The sequence below is a fragment of the Pusillimonas sp. SM2304 genome, from assembly GCF_031628915.1.
Classification (GTDB): Bacteria; Pseudomonadota; Gammaproteobacteria; order Burkholderiales; family Burkholderiaceae_B; genus Pusillimonas_C.
On the sequence record NZ_JAVLUJ010000003.1, the window covers coordinates 14,168 to 28,164 of the forward strand.

Consider the following 13,997-nt stretch of genomic DNA (forward strand, 5'->3'; position numbering starts at 1 on the left):
CAGCAGGCCTCGACCGTCGAACGGATCGGGTACCACCCGGATTTCCTTGCAGCCAGCGCATGATCGGCGCTGGCGCTCCTGTTTTTGCTCCAGCACCTTGGCTGGGTCCATCATCTCGTACCGGCGAAGCTCTTTCACCCCAACCGTCGCTCCCTCAAGTAGCCAAATGTCCGGACAAGATTCCCGCGTTTGATTTCGTCTATCGATCGCGAGGCAACATCGGACAAAAATCGACTCTGAAACAATCGCTTCCGGTTGAGAGGGACGATCACCACCATTTCAACTTGCCGGTCAAAGTCGGAGAGTTGGACGCCATAGACAAACGGACGCTGGAAACAGAGCCGTCGAAGGTCGCGCATCTTCATAGCTGCCTCCTTATCCTCTACTCGGTGAAAAGGCCAGGAGCGGCCGGCGCAACCCGGCGCCCAGGAGCCGGGTGCTTGGGTTTTGGCTTCTTGGGCGCCGGCTTCCATGCGCCTGTTTCCTTTGCGATGGCCCAGTGCAGGATACCCAGCGCGTCGGCCTCGTTGTCGTCACGAACGCGGAAGCCGCGCCTACTGGCTTCTGCGACCATTTCCGCTTTGTCCGCGCGGCCGTTGCCCGTCCATAGCTTCTTCACGGTTGCCACGTTCGCCGTGTCGAGTGTCGTGTTGTGCGAATCGGCTGCCAGCTCCACCAGCGCCTTGAAACCACCGTAAAGATCGCCAGCAGCACCGCTGCGATGTCCGGCATTGCCGCCTTTCCACCCGCCCTGCAGTACCTGCTCATACACGATTGCACCCACTTGGTGTTCGACAATGATCGATGCCAACCAAGACCGGAATCGCTGCCAGCGCTGACCAGGGCTCCAGCCGTCTTTCGGCGTGAAGTTCACGGTACCGTGAAGAACCCTGCCGTCACGACAGCGGACGGCCCATCCACATTTGTTGGCCAGGTCAAGGGCGAGGATATTCACATTGACTTCCGGTTTTTCGACCGTTTTTGAGGCGTCCTTTCGCGCAATGGCTACCGGGTCCAGGCGTTCGATGGAGTCAAATACAAGATTTTCAAGAGTCATAGCAGGTCTCCGATCATTTCCAGAGGTCGGCCGGAACGGTCTCCGGTGTATTGCAGGCTGGGACGGTTAAACCAGAGGTTGATGCGCCCTTCCCAGTCGCCGTGGCGCTGCTTGTCGCAGATGATCATTGAGTCAGGCTTGGCGGCAGTGTCCTCGCTGACGCAATTGTTCTTGCGCAGCTCGATCTCGACGGCACGCTCTTTGGGCTTGTTGCGCCAGACGGTCAGAAAGTTGTCCACCAGATCGGCTATGGCCCCGGTGCCCTTGGCGTCGTACTTTCCGGGCGGCCTATCCTCGTTTTCAGACTTGCGTACGTGGTGCACCAGATGGATATGGATGTTGTAGTCGCGCGCCAGGCTGGTCAGCTGGTCGACGAAGGCCTTTTGTCCGTTGTAATCGTCTTCCCCCTGGACACACTTCATCAGGCTGTCGACCATGAAATGCTTGACGCGCAGCTGCTCGGCGCAGTACCGAATGACCGCATACACCATTTCCGGCCGAACGCTGCCCATCTGGTCGTAGAACCACATGCGCTTGTCCAGCCACTTCACAAAACGATCGGCCGCAGACTCGCTGGGCGTGGCCGTCATCGCGACCTGGCGCAACATGCGTTTCAGGTTGGCCAGCGGCTTCATTTCGAAGCTGGCAATGCATGACGGTTCATCCTGCGCGGAGAATCCAGTCATCACTTGGCCGACCAGTTGGCTCTTACCGTGACCGTTCATGCCCTGCCAAAGCGACATTTCGCCACCACGGAAACGGATCATGTCGTGGGTTTTTGCCCATGGTAAACGGGCACCGGTCAGTTCTGAGCTCTCGCCGGCTCTGGTCGATTGCACCAACGCATCGCGCCATGCCAGAGGCGAAAGCACCTTCACTTTCGGTTCGCTTTCGCGCATGTAGGCAGCCATGTCGAAGCTTTCAGGCGTGATGATGGGTAAAACGTTGCTCATGCAGAGTCCTTCTGTGGTGAATAGTCGTGAAAGAAGTCCGCCCCGGACACAACCACACGGGCCGGATCAAAGGATTTCAGCCTGGTGAACACAGCACGTACCCGGTTGCGATCCATGCCTTGCAACAGGACGGTCAGGTCCACCAGCACACGCAGGTCCAGCTCAGCTGGGTTATCCTCCATGCCAACGTGAATCTCGGGCATTGGACTTTCCTGCAGCGTGGTTTCGGCATCCAAGTGCCGGCGCCGCGGACACTCACTGTCCAGGACCAGCAGCCAAACCAGCGCGGGACGATACCCGCCCATGCGCATCTGCAGGATGGCGTTTTGGCCTCTCATATCGCCCCCTGAAGGAAGTCGTCCGACGGGACATTTGATGCGTCAGTCTTCAGCGGATAGAACGTGTCCCACGCATGCAGAATGGTCTGTTCCATGACAGCCTTCGGATCGTTTCCCCCTGCACGCAAGGCTGCGAGCTTGTTCACGGCCATCTGTCGGGCCTTGTCCGTCATTGGCTTCTTGCGCTTTTTTCGCACTTCCTCGAAACCGGCCCACAGGTCAGCCGGAATCCAATCCGGTCGGGCCCAACCAGCCCCCCCGTCATCGGGGGGTAGGGGGGTATCTTTTAATGAAGTAGAAGAAGAAGAAGAAGAGCCGTCACCTAAGGGGGGCTTTGGTGCATCCTTTGGGGCGGTTTTTTTCTTACCTTTGGGGTTGTCATCACCCTCACCAAAGCGCGATGATTCTCCGCGAATGGTGCGTACATACTCGTCCTTCACCATGCGACTCGAGTACCAGATTGGTCCGTCTTGGGTGTCTAGTAAAACGACTGGATCACCCACCTTTCTACCGCTTCGCGGCGTGTAGACATAGGCCTCTGCTAAGTGCTTGTCATCACCTTTAAGTACGCCTTTCAACGATAATGCCTTCAGGCTGGCTACACTGCATCCAACAGCTTGAGCAATTTCCTTTAAGGGCCAGCGCAACACGCCGTATTCTTCTTGGTCGTGCATAAGGCACATAACCTCGAGCCAAACACCTTTTTCAGCGTGCGTGCACCGCCTTAGGTTGCTGTTTCCGGTCCAGTCGCCCGGATAGAACTGAAAGGATGGTCGCTTCATTTGCTCCACCTCGGCCCGTTGAAATATGCGACAGCAATGCCACGCTTCATGGCGGCGGCCCAGAACCGCACAATCGGCAACATGTCGTGCCGGCTCTTGATCTTGGCCAACCTGCGTGCGTGACGCATTGCTTCCCTCGCCGGGCTTTCGAGTGATTTCGTCATGCACCCTCCCGTGGAGGCACAAACGCGACCGGCAAGAACACTGTGGCCATACCTGGCAGAATGTGTTCGACTATCCGCCGATCAACATTGCACTGCGGCGACCGCTGCCTTGGGTGTCTGCCCGTATAGAAAAGCACGCAGCCATCGTCCGTAACGGCCCACCACATGTCTGTGTAGACCGTTGTGCCCCGCTGTGGCGTCGTGATCTCGTTGACCGGAACGGCTACATATTTCAGCCCGTTTAATTCTCGGGGCCCGCCTTTTGCCTTCGATGCAAACCGTCCAATTGGCAACACGCCGATGCCCTGCATGTCTATCAGGCCGTCTTCGAGAAAGACGTGATCGTACCCAGCCTTCTTCAGCTTCCAGGCAATTTCATCGTAGGCTGCCTGGGACAGTTCCAGCGTTGCTAAAGTGTGCGTCATGCCACCATCCTCCCCCACTCGCCATTTGCCGCGGCGCGCGCGTTGGGGACGAAAATCAGATGATCCCGCTCCAGAATGTCCAGGCTGTAGCGCAATAGGAAAGGCTGCGGCCCGTACTGGTTCTCGAATCGGTTTTTCCAGGGATGAACGGCAATCAGACCAGGCGCGCCGGTGCCCTCTTGGTGGTGCCCAGCGCACAATGACAGGACATACCAGTGGGCCCAGGGCTTTGTGCGGCCATCAATGTGATGGATGGAACAATGGGTATTGAGCTGGCCGTCCATCAAGCAGGCGACGCAGCCCACAAACCGGCACAGTTGGCCATGGAACAGCCTTTGCTCTTTGGTTGTCGGGCGCCCTTTCATTTGACCCACCCTGGAACGTCCACCGGCTCAGACCACACCACATCATTCTCGGCGCCGAAACTGTATAAAAATTCGATGAAGTTCGACAGCCAGCGCTTGCTCTGCTCACTGGTACGCACGCCCAGCGACACAAAGCCGCCACGAAGGCCCTTAGCGATGCGCAACTCGTTCTGCATGCCGGCCGTCAATGTGTCTTTCCAGTCCTCGTCGGACATGTAATCCAGGTGGCCGTTGACCTCCCAGCGCACTTGGCGGGATATGTCCCGCAACATGGCCCACATCTTGGCCCGTTGGTCCAGCGTGGCCGTAGGCTCAAGGGGCGGCAGAAAATAAAAGCCATCCGGGGCGTGGCGCACCGATTCAATAGCGCCTGGCCGTGTGTGCGGCGTCAGGCAAATGCGAGGGCGTGCCATGGCTACAGTCCCAGCAAAGGGTCACGATGCGCAATCTGGGCGCCGGCACCATAGATGTGACGCTCGATCACCAGGCGCCCATACTCAGCCTTGCTCATACCCGCCATCCTGGCCAGGGTAATCAGGCGCTCATTGGTGTCTTCGGCCAGCGGTATATCGCAGCGCTCCGTGCACTTCCCATAGATCGAACCGTTATTGCGCGACTCATTGACCGTTTCCATCGTTGATTCCTCCGATAAATGTCCGCTTCACCGTTTGCTGATAGCGCGACACAATGCATTTACGTAAAACTACCCACTCGGTTACCGCGTATAGGCAAGACACCCCGCCCCGCCGAGAATCGAGTGATGAACTATGAAAATCTGTTTGCTTACGCCGTTTACCTGGCCACCCAGCGCCGGGACCCGCCGGCTGAAGAGGAAATCATTGAGCTGTTTGCTCAGTTGGTGCGCGCCGCGCGCAGAAAGCTGCACTGACACCGTGTCGCCGGGCCCCACCGGGGTGCGGTCGTCATTCGGGTCCGGCTTCCAGGGGTTGCGTGGATCAGGCTGGTTCGCCATGGGCAGCATCCTTCACAGGTTCGTGGGTCACCAGCTCTGGCCATATGCGATGCCAGTCGTCAGGACGAAGGTCTTTGCGAGTTACCGCTCCGCCTGTAGCACGCTCAATTGCTGCGCATTGCTCGGCCGGAGTCTTTCGACGCCCATCCCTCCAGAAGCAGACAGCCTGGGGAGTTACGTTGATGGCGCGGGCAAGCGCCGAGGCGCTCCCAAGCTCTTGGATAGCAAGTTGAATTGGATTCATAACGCTGAATTCTACACTTGTAGATTTTTTAGTTCAACAAATGTGTTTGATCGGATATCTACAAGTGTTTAAAGTCCGATGCATGTCACTAGGGAAACAAGTCAAGTACTACCGCGAACGCCTCGGCCTCACTCTTGAAGAGCTTGAGGACAGGTCCGGTGTGGCTGTTGGTACGATTAGTGCGCTGGAGGTGCGCGACAGCTCACGGTCCAAGTATGCGTCTGCATTGGCAAAAGCTTTAGGACTTACGCTGGAACAGCTGCTAGACGATTCAGAAGAGTGGGTGGTGCAGCCTGAAATAGCTTCGGAGAGCCAGCATAAAAGCATTCAGGAAAGGTCAATGGAAAACAATTGGCCTTTTAGATCCATCAGTCGTGAAAGGTACGATCTCCTATCCGAGAAGCAGAAAGACGCTATCGAAGAGTGGGTAGATGGCCAAATTACACATTACACGGGGCGGTCCCCGGGAAATAAAAGTACTGGAAGCCGGAGAAAATCAGCGTGAACGACACTTACGACTGGTTTGGTCGAACGGCTTTTTTTTGAATAATAGGTAACGTCAGATGACAAATGCATCTAAGTTTATTGTTTTGTCGCTCGCTGCCATGCTGGGCGGATGCATGTCTACCAGCGAAGTTCAGCGTGTCGATCGGGACAATTACATCGTGTCGTCGTCGGCAGGTGGCAATAGCATCGACAACCAAGAGCTGATGATCGCTTCAGCAAAAAAGGCAGATGAATTCTGCGATAGCAAGGGAATGGATATGCTGCAGACCGAGGGGCTGCTATCGCACAAAGGCTTCAATAAACGCGAATTTATGTTTAGTTTTCGATGCGTTGAACGTTCAGTAGGTGCAAAATAAGCAGGAGTAAGTAACCATGACTCCACCTGACGAAGGGTCCGGGCTGGGATGGATTGGCCTTGTATTCTTTGGTTTTGTCGCGGGATACTTGCTTGCAAAGCTGAAACTGCTGTCGTACAACAACGTCACTCGATTCTGCACATGGGTATCTGCCGCAGTCGCGGCGGTGGTCGCAATGGGGGGAGTTATAAACTTTTCATCGGCCATAGACATAGGCGGGAGGCTTGCCATATTCATGCTTATCTGGCTTGTATTCGGATTAGTTTTCACATTGGGCACGCTCCTGGGAATAGAGAAGGCTGAGAAAAAGTCACCCCCGCGTCATAAATCAGAATGAAGAAATCAAACCCAAGCCACAGGCAGCGTGATTTTCAGGCTCTAATCCATATCTGATATGGTCCTGGCACTCAGGATCGCTGCAGGACCCACGCTAACCGCTATGCTTTTTCGGCCAACCGCTGCTTGAGCTCAAAGCCCAGCAACGTCCATATCTTCTCTGCCGCATTTTCGCGGGCAACCTCCCTCCCCCTTTCAGCATCGAAGTTATCTGGTGACACGCAATAGCTCTCACCTGTCACGGTGAAGCCATTGCGCAGCACCAGCACGCAGAAGGTCAGCAAGCGCAGGCTTCCCGGCAGAGGATTATCGATGCAGTCCGCCATATCGAGCATGGGGCCCGCCCCAATCACCCCCTCAGCCGCTGTGAAATAGTGCTCGCTGGCAATGTTCGCCTCGATGTCCGCTATCGTCACGCGCGGCACAGCCCCTTGTGTTCTTCCTTCCATTTCGACTCCCTTGTGGATCGTAGCTGATCAATTTTCTACAAATTTAATTCTACACTTGTTGACAGATAAATATCTACGATTGTAGAATTCATCCCAAGCCGCTCACAACGGCATTGAATTCGCTCTTTAACAACCAGGGACATAAGGAAGGGGAACAGATACACCCCGAGAGGCCGCGCGGCGCTTGTCGCTGCAATCTGTACGTCGTCGATGCGTCGGCGATGATCGGTAGGCCGCATGAGAATGACGGGCACTGAGCGCATGCAGTGTTTGTCTGGCCGATGCTCCGCAGCATCGCACCCGTTGCAAGAAGGCCTCACCGTGGAGGCATGACGCAACACCGGGACGAGGGTAACCCGGAGCCATCATCGAAGCGGAATGCGCAGGCTGATGCGCAGTCTCGAAGAAGCCAAAAGGCCAGGGATTGAGAAGTCGTGGCAACAAGCGTGAGCGAGCCAGAAGCCGAGATCAGCGCCGGCCCGCTTCTATGATGGCAGCAGCCCATGAGGCACCTGAAACATGAAATCGACCCCGGAAGGAGTACTTCGGGATGCCACCCAAGGGTCGACAGAGAAGCCGAAACTGTAAGCCATCTGGCCCTGCTACGGCAGGGCCATCACATGGCGGCAATGGACTACGGTCTGGATTCTTGTAGGGCAAGGCCTGACAAGAGCCGCCATGTGATGGTGGGCAGCAGCATCAGGCACCTGACTTGTAATCGGGCGAGCCGCGGATCAACGGGATGATGTGCCTGCGGGCCTCCCGCCGATGCCCAAATCCACCATCAACGCCGAAAGCGGATGCTGAGCATGACGCCAGTGCAGCGAGTAGGCACCCATTACCCACCCTTCCTTATGTCCACCTGGTTGTTAAAGGCATCTTGGGAGAGAGAAATGGGAAAGATGACGGCGCTGGATATCAATCCGGCACATGTGAACGATGACCCGGCGCGGGTCGGGGGTCCACAGGAACGCTCAATACAAGAACAAAAGAGCTTCGACATCGCATGGCTTGAAGCCAAGACATTCCACAAGAACCGCATACAGGTACTGGTCACCAAGACGTTATCCGGGTCGATTCCATCCTGCCCAGGCGTGAGGTTTGAGCAGGTGGTGGGCCTGGACGCAAGCGATCTTTGGGACGCCATCACAGAGGATACCGGCGGCGCCGTGCTGGCCAAGCTGCTGACCGCTGACGCCGAGGGCGTGCGCAAGTTGTTGGTTGACGCATACGTCGAGCAGGTTGCCGATTTCATGGCTAATGCCGAAATGGGGGTACGCCAGTGAAAACGACCATCAAAGGCTTCGTGCACATGAGTACCACTGGCAAATGCGAGATATACCCCATCGACATGAGCCTGTACGGCTGCGTTGTCGTCGAACCCATCGAAATTGAATACGAGATTCCCGCCGACTTCAACCGGGTTGCCGCTGAAGTGGCCGCCCTGGACAAGCAAATCGAGGCTGTCCGAGGCGAGTTCACCGCCAAGCTGCAGGACCTGAGCGACAAGAAGGCCCAGCTGCTCTGCATTGAGAACGGGGTGTCCGCATGAATGTGCCCTTCTTCGCCCTGTTTATTGCTTCCTACGTCGTCGCAGCGCTCTTCATCGGCTACTTCGGCGACCTGTTCATCACCAAGTTTCGTGAGGACTGACATGACCTATGGCACCACATCCAGCGCCACGACTGAGCCTGTCCGCTTCAAGCGTGAAATGACCCGCATGCCGATGCGCCCACCCTATCGTTGCCCCATCACGAAAGAATACCGATTCGACGGCCAGGGCGGCTTTGAGCCCAACAGCGGCAAGATTCCCCTGGGCGCCATCCCTTGCGCTGTGGTGGTTGTCGCGCTGCTGGGCGCGATGCTCTGCATCGGTGCGGGGGTGTTTTGACCATGGATGAAATCACTCATACGCCTGGCCCCTGGGTGGCTGCTCTCTACGGAGCGTTCTTTACAGAAGTTCGCGCACAAGATAGCGCCACTGGCCGCCGAGTCGCCGCAACATGGGTGCAGGGGCAGCCGAGGTCACGCGAGCAATTATTGCGTCAAGCCCAGCAGAACGAGGCCAACGCCCGCCTGATTGCCGCTGCGCCGGATTTTCTGGCGGTGTGCGAATCATGGGTGTCCTACATGGGCAGCCCGCACGCCGCAACGCAGGAACGGGAGGACAAGCTCCTTGATGCAATGCGTGCCGCCATCGCCAAAGCTAAGGGGCTGCAGGCATGAACACTATAGCCCTATCCCCTGAAGAGCGATTCGAGCTCGAACGCCGCTCCTACATTGGCGGCAGCGACATGGCGGCTATCTACGGTGTCAGTCCCTTCACCACCGCCGTTGAGCTTTGGCTGCAGAAAACCGGCCAGCGCCGGGCACCGAAGCGCAGCAAGGCCGAACAGCGGATACTCGACGGCGGCAAGCGCCTGGAGCCGATCATCGTCGACATGACGGTCGAGAAGCTGCGTGACGAGGGTCATGACGTCGAACTGATCGCAACCAACAAGCGCTATTTCGACGCTGAATATCCGTTCCTGTCCTGCGAAATCGACTTCGAGCTGATGCTGGACGGCGAGCATGTGAACGGTGACGCCAAGACCGTTCGGGGTTTCGCAAAAACCCATTGGGGCGAAGAGGAAACCGACGAGATTCCGCTGCACTATCACATCCAGTTTATGCACGGCCTGGGCATTACCGGCCGGCGCCGCTGCATCGTTTCACCAATGATGAGCCTGGATAGCGTGGGCACTTACTGGACCGAGCGCGACGACGAGGTTATCGCCGCCATGCGCGCCAAGGCTGTCGAGTTCTGGAACGACTGCATCATCGGCGGCAAGGTGCCCGACATCATGCGCTTTGAGGACGTGAAGGCCATCTACCCCATCGACAACGGCAAAAGCGTCGAGGCCGACGAAGCGATCGCCAACAAGGTTGACCGCTACCGGGCCCTGAAAGAGCAAATCAAGTCCTGGGAGAACGAGGCCGAAAGCCTGCAGCTCGATATCGCCGAGTTCATTTCCCCACATTCCATCCTGACATTCCAGGGCGAGCCACTGTTGACGTGGAAGGCCCAAGAGTCGCGCCGGCTCGATCAAGAGGCGCTGGCCCGGGAGCATCCAGACCTGGCCGCCAAATTCAAAGTTGCATCCACTACGCGCGTCATGCGCTTGAAGAAAAGGAAATAATCATGAGTGCATCACAGCTGCGTACCGTCACTACGGGCGAAGCCCAGCCCCAACGAACCATCCTCGGTTATTTGCGTGATGACCCACGCATTGAGAAAGGTATTGCTGCGGTTGCCGGCAAGTACTTCACCGCTGAAAAGTTCCTAAGTTTGGCGGTCAATGCCGTCAAGAAAACGCCAAAGCTTGCCATGTGCGAACCACAAAGCGTGCTGGGTGCGTTCATGGCATCGGCCGCGCTGGGTCTGGAGCCTAACACAGTGCAGCAACAAGCTTTTCTGATTCCCTACAAGAAATCCGCACCTCGCAAAGACCAAAACGGGCGCAATGTCACCGGCCCCGATGGCAAATGGGTTTGGGATGAGATTTACGAATGTCAGTTCCAGGTGGGCTATCGAGGATTCATCACGCTGGCGCACCGAAGCCCCGTAATTCGCAGCATCCAGGCCGAAGCCATCCATGCAGGCGACCTATTTGAACATATGGTCGGCACCGAAGCATTCCTGAAATACAGGAAGGCGCTGAAGGATCGCGGCGATCTGATCGGCGCATTCTCATATGTGCGTCTGGACGGTGGCGATGAAATGGCCGTTGTGCTGCCGCTTGACGAAATCCTGAAGATTCGCTCCAAGTCCGAAACCTACAACTCCTTGGCGCGGAAAGTCGAGGAAGCCGACAAGCAGAAAGAAAAGCAGAAGGCCGAACGCAATCTGGAAGAAACGCCATGGGTCATGTGGTTCGATGATATGGCTGCGAAGTCCGCGATCAAGAAGCATGCCAAACAGTTGCCGTTGACATCGGGCGATCCCATCAATGCCGCCGCCGCGCTGGATTCCGGCGCAGACGCCAACGTGATCGACTTGGCAGCCATGGCCGACCCTGATGTTGCCCGTGAGGTAGTTGAAAACGGCTACGAGCCGCCCGCACTGGAAGACGATCCGTCCGAAACGGCCAACTTCACGCCACGCACCCGCGATGCGGAAACCGTTGAGGTCCGCACTACCAACACCACTCCCGCGAAGGCGAAAGCCGAGGCCGGTAAGCCGGCGCGGGAGTCCGAATCGTCGGCTCCTGCATCTGAGGACCAAGGGTATGTCGATCACAACAGTGTGATGGCATCGATTCGAAACGCCAAAGACCACGAAGCCCTGGAACTGGCCGGAAATGCCATTCAGGACTGCGACCCGAATCAGGGCAACGCCTTGGGTGAAGCTTATCGAAAGCGCCTGGACGAACTGGACTCCGAGCCCAGCAAAGCGTCTCGCCGCCGCTCGTCCAACATGAGCATGGAGTAAAGCATGAACATCAGGCAAGCAATAGAACACGTGGCGGACCTCAAGGGGAGGATAGAAACCCTTGATAAGGCGATTGCCCGTGAGCCATTTACCGGATACGGCCGGCCAATCAGGCTCGATGTCAAAGTGTTTGTAGAAGACGTTGGCACCATCCCTGTATTGCAGACTCGCGAACAGTGCGTCCAGATGCTGATAGCGACCAGGGACGCCTACAGGGCCGAAATTACCCAGATACAGCCCGTGATCGATATGGCCAATGCCGCTTTAAAGGGGGTACTGTCATGAAGTTGGATTCCATCGATATCCGCAACGTCATGGGCGCGCGCGCCGTCGAAGTGCCCCTGGAAACGCCCATCACGATCTTTGCCGGCGGCAATGGCTCCGGCAAATCCAGCACACTGGAAGCCGTGCGTATGGCACTGGGCGAAGACCCCTTGCGCGTTTCCTTAAAGAAGGAGTATGCGGCGCTGGTGACCGAGGGCACCAAGAACGGCCGGGCAAACGTGATCGTCCAGGGCGAAACCCATGGCATATCCTTTCCCGACGGCAAGCGCTACGGCCCGGTGAATGAGTCCATGTACTTGCCGTATGTGCTCGACCCTTCCCTATTTGCGAAACTGACGCCTGATGGTCGGCGCACCATGCTGTTTGCCCTGACTGGCTGCCAGATCACCGGCAATAAGGTAGTTGAACTGCTGATTGCCCGCGGCTGCGACCCCGTCAAGATCGAAAAGGCCGTAATAAAGCTGCTGGGCGCTGGCTTCCCTGCTGCCGTCGAGTACGCCAAAGACCAGGCCAAACAGAGCAAGGCTGACTGGAAAGCGATCACGGGCGAAACGTGGGGCGCCAACAAGGCCAAGGACTGGGAAGCGGATGTTCCACCCTTCGATGCTGCCGAACTCAAGCATGTTTCCAGCCAGATCGAACGGCTTGACGAACGACTCAGCGAGGATGCGCAGAACCTTGGTCGACTGCAGGAGCAATACCGGCAGTATCAGAACTGGGCCCAGGGCGATGCGGCCCGCAAGGAACAGATCGAGAAGCTGCCTTCACTGCGCACAAAGCTCGAGCATGACGAAAAGGAACTGCAGCGCTGGGTCGACGAGGTCAAGAACTTGGAGCAGCGTGCCGGCGCCGGGCCGCGTGTGGGCCTTGTGCACGATCTGGCCCGAGCGTTGGACGGTTTCATGGGAACCGTCGTGCCTGAAACGACTGACTCGCAGGTATGGAACTCCAGCGTGCAGGCCATGAAGGCATACGGCAACCAGCACGGCACCCTGGATTCCGAAGGAGACGCCGAAGCCGCCGCCAAGCTACCGGAAGCCGTCAAGGCCCGCGACCTCATGCAGCGTGCTGTCGACAATGCTCGTCGTGATATTGCTGCCGCAGAGCATGCCGCCAGCCAAGCCGACACGCTGGACGTGCCAGCGGTCACGACCGAGGAACTGAATACGGCACGCAGTCAGGTTGAGCAGCTGCGCGCACAACGCACAAGCCTGGACCAGCAACGTATTGCGCTGGACCGCGCCGCCGAAGCCAACCGCGTAGCAAAGAGCAATACCGAGAAGGCCGACGCATACAACGAGGATGTCGGCCAATGGCTGGAATTGGCCGAGGCCCTTGCGCCCGACGGCATACCTGGCGAGATCCTGGGTACGGCACTGAAGCCAGTCAATGACCGCCTGCGCCACAGCGCCGACACAACCGGCTGGATGCAGGTTTCTATTGCTGCGGACATGGCGATCACCGCCGATGGTCGCCCGCACCCCCTGCTGTCCGAGTCCGAGCAGTGGCGCACCGACGCAATGCTCGCGGAAGCGGTCTCGCATCTATCCGGTTTGAAGATGCTGGTCCTGGACCGTGCCGACTTGCTTGAGCCGACCGCTCGGCCCGCGCTGCTGGAATGGCTCGACGCCCTGGCCGCCGAAGGCCAAATCGATACCGCCCTTGTGGGCATCACTCTCAAACAACAGCCCTCGGGCCTGCCCGACAGCATCACCGCCCACTGGATTCACGAGGGCCAGATTGCCGCAGCGCTGGCTGAAGTTGCATAGGAACCATAACCATGTCCATCACACCTTTATCAGCGGTCGAGCAGGTACTGCGCAGCGCATCTCAAGCTTTGAGCCTGAAAGTCATTGCCGGCATGGCCGACATCGACGAAGGCGACACCAGCAAGGCACTACGCCAACTTGCCCAGGCCGGCCAGATCGAGCTCATACCGGGCGGGCGAAACGGCAATCGCTATTCATGGCTGCAGACCCCAAGTGCCACATTGAACATGGATGCCGTGCATATCCATGTGGAAGACAAAACCGAGGCTACCCAGGTTGTGCCTGAACCGCCCAACGATGGCCCGTTTCCCGTCCTGACCACTGAGCAAACCGAGCAGCTTTGCATTGTCCGGGTGCCCAAGCGCAAGCCGCGCGTCGTAACCGGTTTGCACCGGGCGAGCGCTGCGGCCCTGGCAGCCGTGCGCAATGGTGCCCCGCGCGCCGACGTCTTCATTCTCCAACCGGCGGGCAGTGCCAAGCGCGGCGCCCTCTGGCAACCCACCTCCCAATCATAAGGAAAACC

Annotated in this window: 24 protein-coding genes; 13 read left to right on the forward strand and 11 right to left on the reverse strand. The window is 57.6% G+C overall.

Annotation, left to right across the window (positions count from 1 at the left end; genetic code table 11):
- Positions 1 to 382 precede the first annotated feature (382 nt).
- From RE432_RS14905 to RE432_RS14945, 9 genes are all read right to left on the reverse strand, one after another.
- Complete coding sequence (locus tag RE432_RS14905) at positions 383 to 1,057, reverse strand: hypothetical protein (RefSeq protein ID WP_310934274.1); 675 nt, start codon at positions 1,055 to 1,057, stop codon at positions 383 to 385.
- Positions 1,054 to 2,010, reverse strand: a complete 957-nt coding sequence (locus RE432_RS14910) for an AAA family ATPase (RefSeq protein WP_310934275.1) — start codon at positions 2,008 to 2,010, stop codon at positions 1,054 to 1,056. Before RE432_RS14910 ends, RE432_RS14905 begins: the two co-directional genes overlap by 4 nt.
- Entirely contained in the window at positions 2,007 to 2,348 is a 342-nt protein-coding gene (locus tag RE432_RS14915) for a hypothetical protein (RefSeq protein ID WP_310934276.1), read from the reverse strand. The genes RE432_RS14910 and RE432_RS14915 overlap by 4 nt, the downstream gene beginning before the upstream one ends.
- The gene (locus tag RE432_RS14920) at positions 2,345 to 3,022 is read right to left on the reverse strand and encodes a hypothetical protein (RefSeq protein ID WP_310934277.1); all 678 of its coding nucleotides are present in this window, start codon (positions 3,020 to 3,022) and stop codon (positions 2,345 to 2,347) included. The genes RE432_RS14915 and RE432_RS14920 overlap by 4 nt, the downstream gene beginning before the upstream one ends.
- A gap of 104 nt (positions 3,023 to 3,126) precedes the next feature.
- Complete coding sequence (locus tag RE432_RS14925) at positions 3,127 to 3,294, reverse strand: hypothetical protein (protein WP_310934278.1); 168 nt, start codon at positions 3,292 to 3,294, stop codon at positions 3,127 to 3,129.
- Complete coding sequence (locus RE432_RS14930; RefSeq protein ID WP_310934280.1) at positions 3,291 to 3,719, reverse strand: hypothetical protein; 429 nt, start codon at positions 3,717 to 3,719, stop codon at positions 3,291 to 3,293. Before RE432_RS14930 ends, RE432_RS14925 begins: the two co-directional genes overlap by 4 nt.
- Positions 3,716 to 4,084, reverse strand: a complete 369-nt coding sequence (locus tag RE432_RS14935; protein WP_310934281.1) for a Ref family recombination enhancement nuclease — start codon at positions 4,082 to 4,084, stop codon at positions 3,716 to 3,718. The genes RE432_RS14930 and RE432_RS14935 overlap by 4 nt, the downstream gene beginning before the upstream one ends.
- The gene (locus RE432_RS14940) at positions 4,081 to 4,497 is read right to left on the reverse strand and encodes a recombination protein NinB (RefSeq protein ID WP_310934282.1); all 417 of its coding nucleotides are present in this window, start codon (positions 4,495 to 4,497) and stop codon (positions 4,081 to 4,083) included. Before RE432_RS14940 ends, RE432_RS14935 begins: the two co-directional genes overlap by 4 nt.
- Positions 4,498 to 4,499: 2 nt before the next feature.
- The gene (locus RE432_RS14945) at positions 4,500 to 4,718 is read right to left on the reverse strand and encodes a hypothetical protein (protein ID WP_310934283.1); all 219 of its coding nucleotides are present in this window, start codon (positions 4,716 to 4,718) and stop codon (positions 4,500 to 4,502) included.
- 126 nt (positions 4,719 to 4,844) lie between these two features.
- Between RE432_RS14945 and RE432_RS14950 the strand changes: the two genes are divergently transcribed.
- Positions 4,845 to 4,973, forward strand: a complete 129-nt coding sequence (locus tag RE432_RS14950) for a hypothetical protein (RefSeq protein ID WP_310934284.1) — start codon at positions 4,845 to 4,847, stop codon at positions 4,971 to 4,973.
- A gap of 67 nt (positions 4,974 to 5,040) precedes the next feature.
- Here the strand turns inward: RE432_RS14950 and RE432_RS14955 are convergent, their stop codons facing one another.
- On the reverse strand, positions 5,041 to 5,301 hold the full coding sequence (locus tag RE432_RS14955; protein ID WP_310934285.1) for a helix-turn-helix domain-containing protein: 261 nt from the start codon (positions 5,299 to 5,301) through the stop codon (positions 5,041 to 5,043).
- A gap of 64 nt (positions 5,302 to 5,365) precedes the next feature.
- Here RE432_RS14955 and RE432_RS14960 point away from each other — a divergent pair, with 64 nt between their 5' ends.
- The 3 genes from RE432_RS14960 to RE432_RS14970 are packed head-to-tail and all read left to right on the forward strand — an operon-like array spanning position 5,366 to position 6,501.
- Entirely contained in the window at positions 5,366 to 5,806 is a 441-nt protein-coding gene (locus RE432_RS14960; protein ID WP_310934286.1) for a helix-turn-helix transcriptional regulator, read from the forward strand.
- 58 nt (positions 5,807 to 5,864) lie between these two features.
- Positions 5,865 to 6,164, forward strand: a complete 300-nt coding sequence (locus RE432_RS14965; protein ID WP_310934287.1) for a hypothetical protein — start codon at positions 5,865 to 5,867, stop codon at positions 6,162 to 6,164.
- A gap of 16 nt (positions 6,165 to 6,180) precedes the next feature.
- A complete protein-coding gene (locus RE432_RS14970; RefSeq protein ID WP_310934288.1) occupies positions 6,181 to 6,501 on the forward strand; it encodes a hypothetical protein in 321 nt (106 codons plus the stop codon).
- 100 nt (positions 6,502 to 6,601) lie between these two features.
- On the opposite strand, the gene RE432_RS14975 is transcribed toward RE432_RS14970, so the two are convergent.
- A complete protein-coding gene (locus tag RE432_RS14975; protein ID WP_310934289.1) occupies positions 6,602 to 6,949 on the reverse strand; it encodes a Gp49 family protein in 348 nt (115 codons plus the stop codon).
- Positions 6,950 to 7,842: 893 nt separating this feature from the next.
- Between RE432_RS14975 and RE432_RS14980 the strand changes: the two genes are divergently transcribed.
- The 9 genes from RE432_RS14980 to RE432_RS15020 all read left to right on the forward strand — a co-directional run bounded on the left by RE432_RS14980 (position 7,843) and on the right by RE432_RS15020 (position 13,989).
- A complete protein-coding gene (locus tag RE432_RS14980; protein ID WP_310934291.1) occupies positions 7,843 to 8,235 on the forward strand; it encodes a hypothetical protein in 393 nt (130 codons plus the stop codon).
- Positions 8,236 to 8,261: 26 nt separating this feature from the next.
- Positions 8,262 to 8,501, forward strand: a complete 240-nt coding sequence (locus RE432_RS14985) for a hypothetical protein (protein ID WP_310934292.1) — start codon at positions 8,262 to 8,264, stop codon at positions 8,499 to 8,501.
- A gap of 102 nt (positions 8,502 to 8,603) precedes the next feature.
- Positions 8,604 to 8,840, forward strand: a complete 237-nt coding sequence (locus tag RE432_RS14990; RefSeq protein WP_310934293.1) for a hypothetical protein — start codon at positions 8,604 to 8,606, stop codon at positions 8,838 to 8,840.
- A gap of 2 nt (positions 8,841 to 8,842) precedes the next feature.
- The gene (locus RE432_RS14995; protein WP_310934294.1) at positions 8,843 to 9,175 is read left to right on the forward strand and encodes a hypothetical protein; all 333 of its coding nucleotides are present in this window, start codon (positions 8,843 to 8,845) and stop codon (positions 9,173 to 9,175) included.
- On the forward strand, positions 9,172 to 10,128 hold the full coding sequence (locus tag RE432_RS15000; RefSeq protein ID WP_310934296.1) for a YqaJ viral recombinase family protein: 957 nt from the start codon (positions 9,172 to 9,174) through the stop codon (positions 10,126 to 10,128). Before RE432_RS14995 ends, RE432_RS15000 begins: the two co-directional genes overlap by 4 nt.
- Before the next feature lie 2 nt (positions 10,129 to 10,130).
- A complete protein-coding gene (locus RE432_RS15005) occupies positions 10,131 to 11,420 on the forward strand; it encodes a recombinase RecT (RefSeq protein WP_310934297.1) in 1,290 nt (429 codons plus the stop codon).
- Between the two features lie 3 nt (positions 11,421 to 11,423).
- A complete protein-coding gene (locus RE432_RS15010) occupies positions 11,424 to 11,705 on the forward strand; it encodes a hypothetical protein (RefSeq protein ID WP_310934299.1) in 282 nt (93 codons plus the stop codon).
- On the forward strand, positions 11,702 to 13,474 hold the full coding sequence (locus RE432_RS15015; RefSeq protein WP_310934300.1) for an AAA family ATPase: 1,773 nt from the start codon (positions 11,702 to 11,704) through the stop codon (positions 13,472 to 13,474). Before RE432_RS15010 ends, RE432_RS15015 begins: the two co-directional genes overlap by 4 nt.
- 11 nt (positions 13,475 to 13,485) lie before the next feature.
- A complete protein-coding gene (locus RE432_RS15020; RefSeq protein WP_310934302.1) occupies positions 13,486 to 13,989 on the forward strand; it encodes a hypothetical protein in 504 nt (167 codons plus the stop codon).
- Positions 13,990 to 13,997: the final 8 nt, after the last annotated feature.

Bases quoted from the DNA above. Each gene is read 5' to 3' on its own strand.
- RE432_RS15015 (WP_310934300.1), top strand. From the start codon at position 11,702: ATGAAGTTGGATTCCATCGATATCCGCAACGTCATGGGCGCGCGCGCC.
- RE432_RS15020 (WP_310934302.1), top strand. From the start codon at position 13,486: ATGTCCATCACACCTTTATCAGCGGTCGAGCAGGTACTGCGCAGCGCA.
- RE432_RS14975 (WP_310934289.1), bottom strand. From the start codon at position 6,949: ATGGAAGGAAGAACACAAGGGGCTGTGCCGCGCGTGACGATAGCGGAC.
- RE432_RS14965 (WP_310934287.1), top strand. From the start codon at position 5,865: ATGACAAATGCATCTAAGTTTATTGTTTTGTCGCTCGCTGCCATGCTG.
- RE432_RS14985 (WP_310934292.1), top strand. From the start codon at position 8,262: ATGAGTACCACTGGCAAATGCGAGATATACCCCATCGACATGAGCCTG.
- RE432_RS14915 (WP_310934276.1), bottom strand. From the start codon at position 2,348: ATGAGAGGCCAAAACGCCATCCTGCAGATGCGCATGGGCGGGTATCGT.
- RE432_RS14980 (WP_310934291.1), top strand. From the start codon at position 7,843: ATGGGAAAGATGACGGCGCTGGATATCAATCCGGCACATGTGAACGAT.
- RE432_RS14995 (WP_310934294.1), top strand. From the start codon at position 8,843: ATGGATGAAATCACTCATACGCCTGGCCCCTGGGTGGCTGCTCTCTAC.
- RE432_RS14955 (WP_310934285.1), bottom strand. From the start codon at position 5,301: ATGAATCCAATTCAACTTGCTATCCAAGAGCTTGGGAGCGCCTCGGCG.
- RE432_RS14935 (WP_310934281.1), bottom strand. From the start codon at position 4,084: ATGAAAGGGCGCCCGACAACCAAAGAGCAAAGGCTGTTCCATGGCCAA.
- RE432_RS14925 (WP_310934278.1), bottom strand. From the start codon at position 3,294: ATGACGAAATCACTCGAAAGCCCGGCGAGGGAAGCAATGCGTCACGCA.
- RE432_RS14910 (WP_310934275.1), bottom strand. From the start codon at position 2,010: ATGAGCAACGTTTTACCCATCATCACGCCTGAAAGCTTCGACATGGCT.
- RE432_RS15000 (WP_310934296.1), top strand. From the start codon at position 9,172: ATGAACACTATAGCCCTATCCCCTGAAGAGCGATTCGAGCTCGAACGC.
- RE432_RS14990 (WP_310934293.1), top strand. From the start codon at position 8,604: ATGACCTATGGCACCACATCCAGCGCCACGACTGAGCCTGTCCGCTTC.
- RE432_RS14905 (WP_310934274.1), bottom strand. From the start codon at position 1,057: ATGACTCTTGAAAATCTTGTATTTGACTCCATCGAACGCCTGGACCCG.
- RE432_RS15005 (WP_310934297.1), top strand. From the start codon at position 10,131: ATGAGTGCATCACAGCTGCGTACCGTCACTACGGGCGAAGCCCAGCCC.
- RE432_RS14930 (WP_310934280.1), bottom strand. From the start codon at position 3,719: ATGACGCACACTTTAGCAACGCTGGAACTGTCCCAGGCAGCCTACGAT.
- RE432_RS14970 (WP_310934288.1), top strand. From the start codon at position 6,181: ATGACTCCACCTGACGAAGGGTCCGGGCTGGGATGGATTGGCCTTGTA.
- RE432_RS14940 (WP_310934282.1), bottom strand. From the start codon at position 4,497: ATGGCACGCCCTCGCATTTGCCTGACGCCGCACACACGGCCAGGCGCT.
- RE432_RS14950 (WP_310934284.1), top strand. From the start codon at position 4,845: ATGAACTATGAAAATCTGTTTGCTTACGCCGTTTACCTGGCCACCCAG.
- RE432_RS15010 (WP_310934299.1), top strand. From the start codon at position 11,424: ATGAACATCAGGCAAGCAATAGAACACGTGGCGGACCTCAAGGGGAGG.
- RE432_RS14945 (WP_310934283.1), bottom strand. From the start codon at position 4,718: ATGGAAACGGTCAATGAGTCGCGCAATAACGGTTCGATCTATGGGAAG.
- RE432_RS14920 (WP_310934277.1), bottom strand. From the start codon at position 3,022: ATGCACGACCAAGAAGAATACGGCGTGTTGCGCTGGCCCTTAAAGGAA.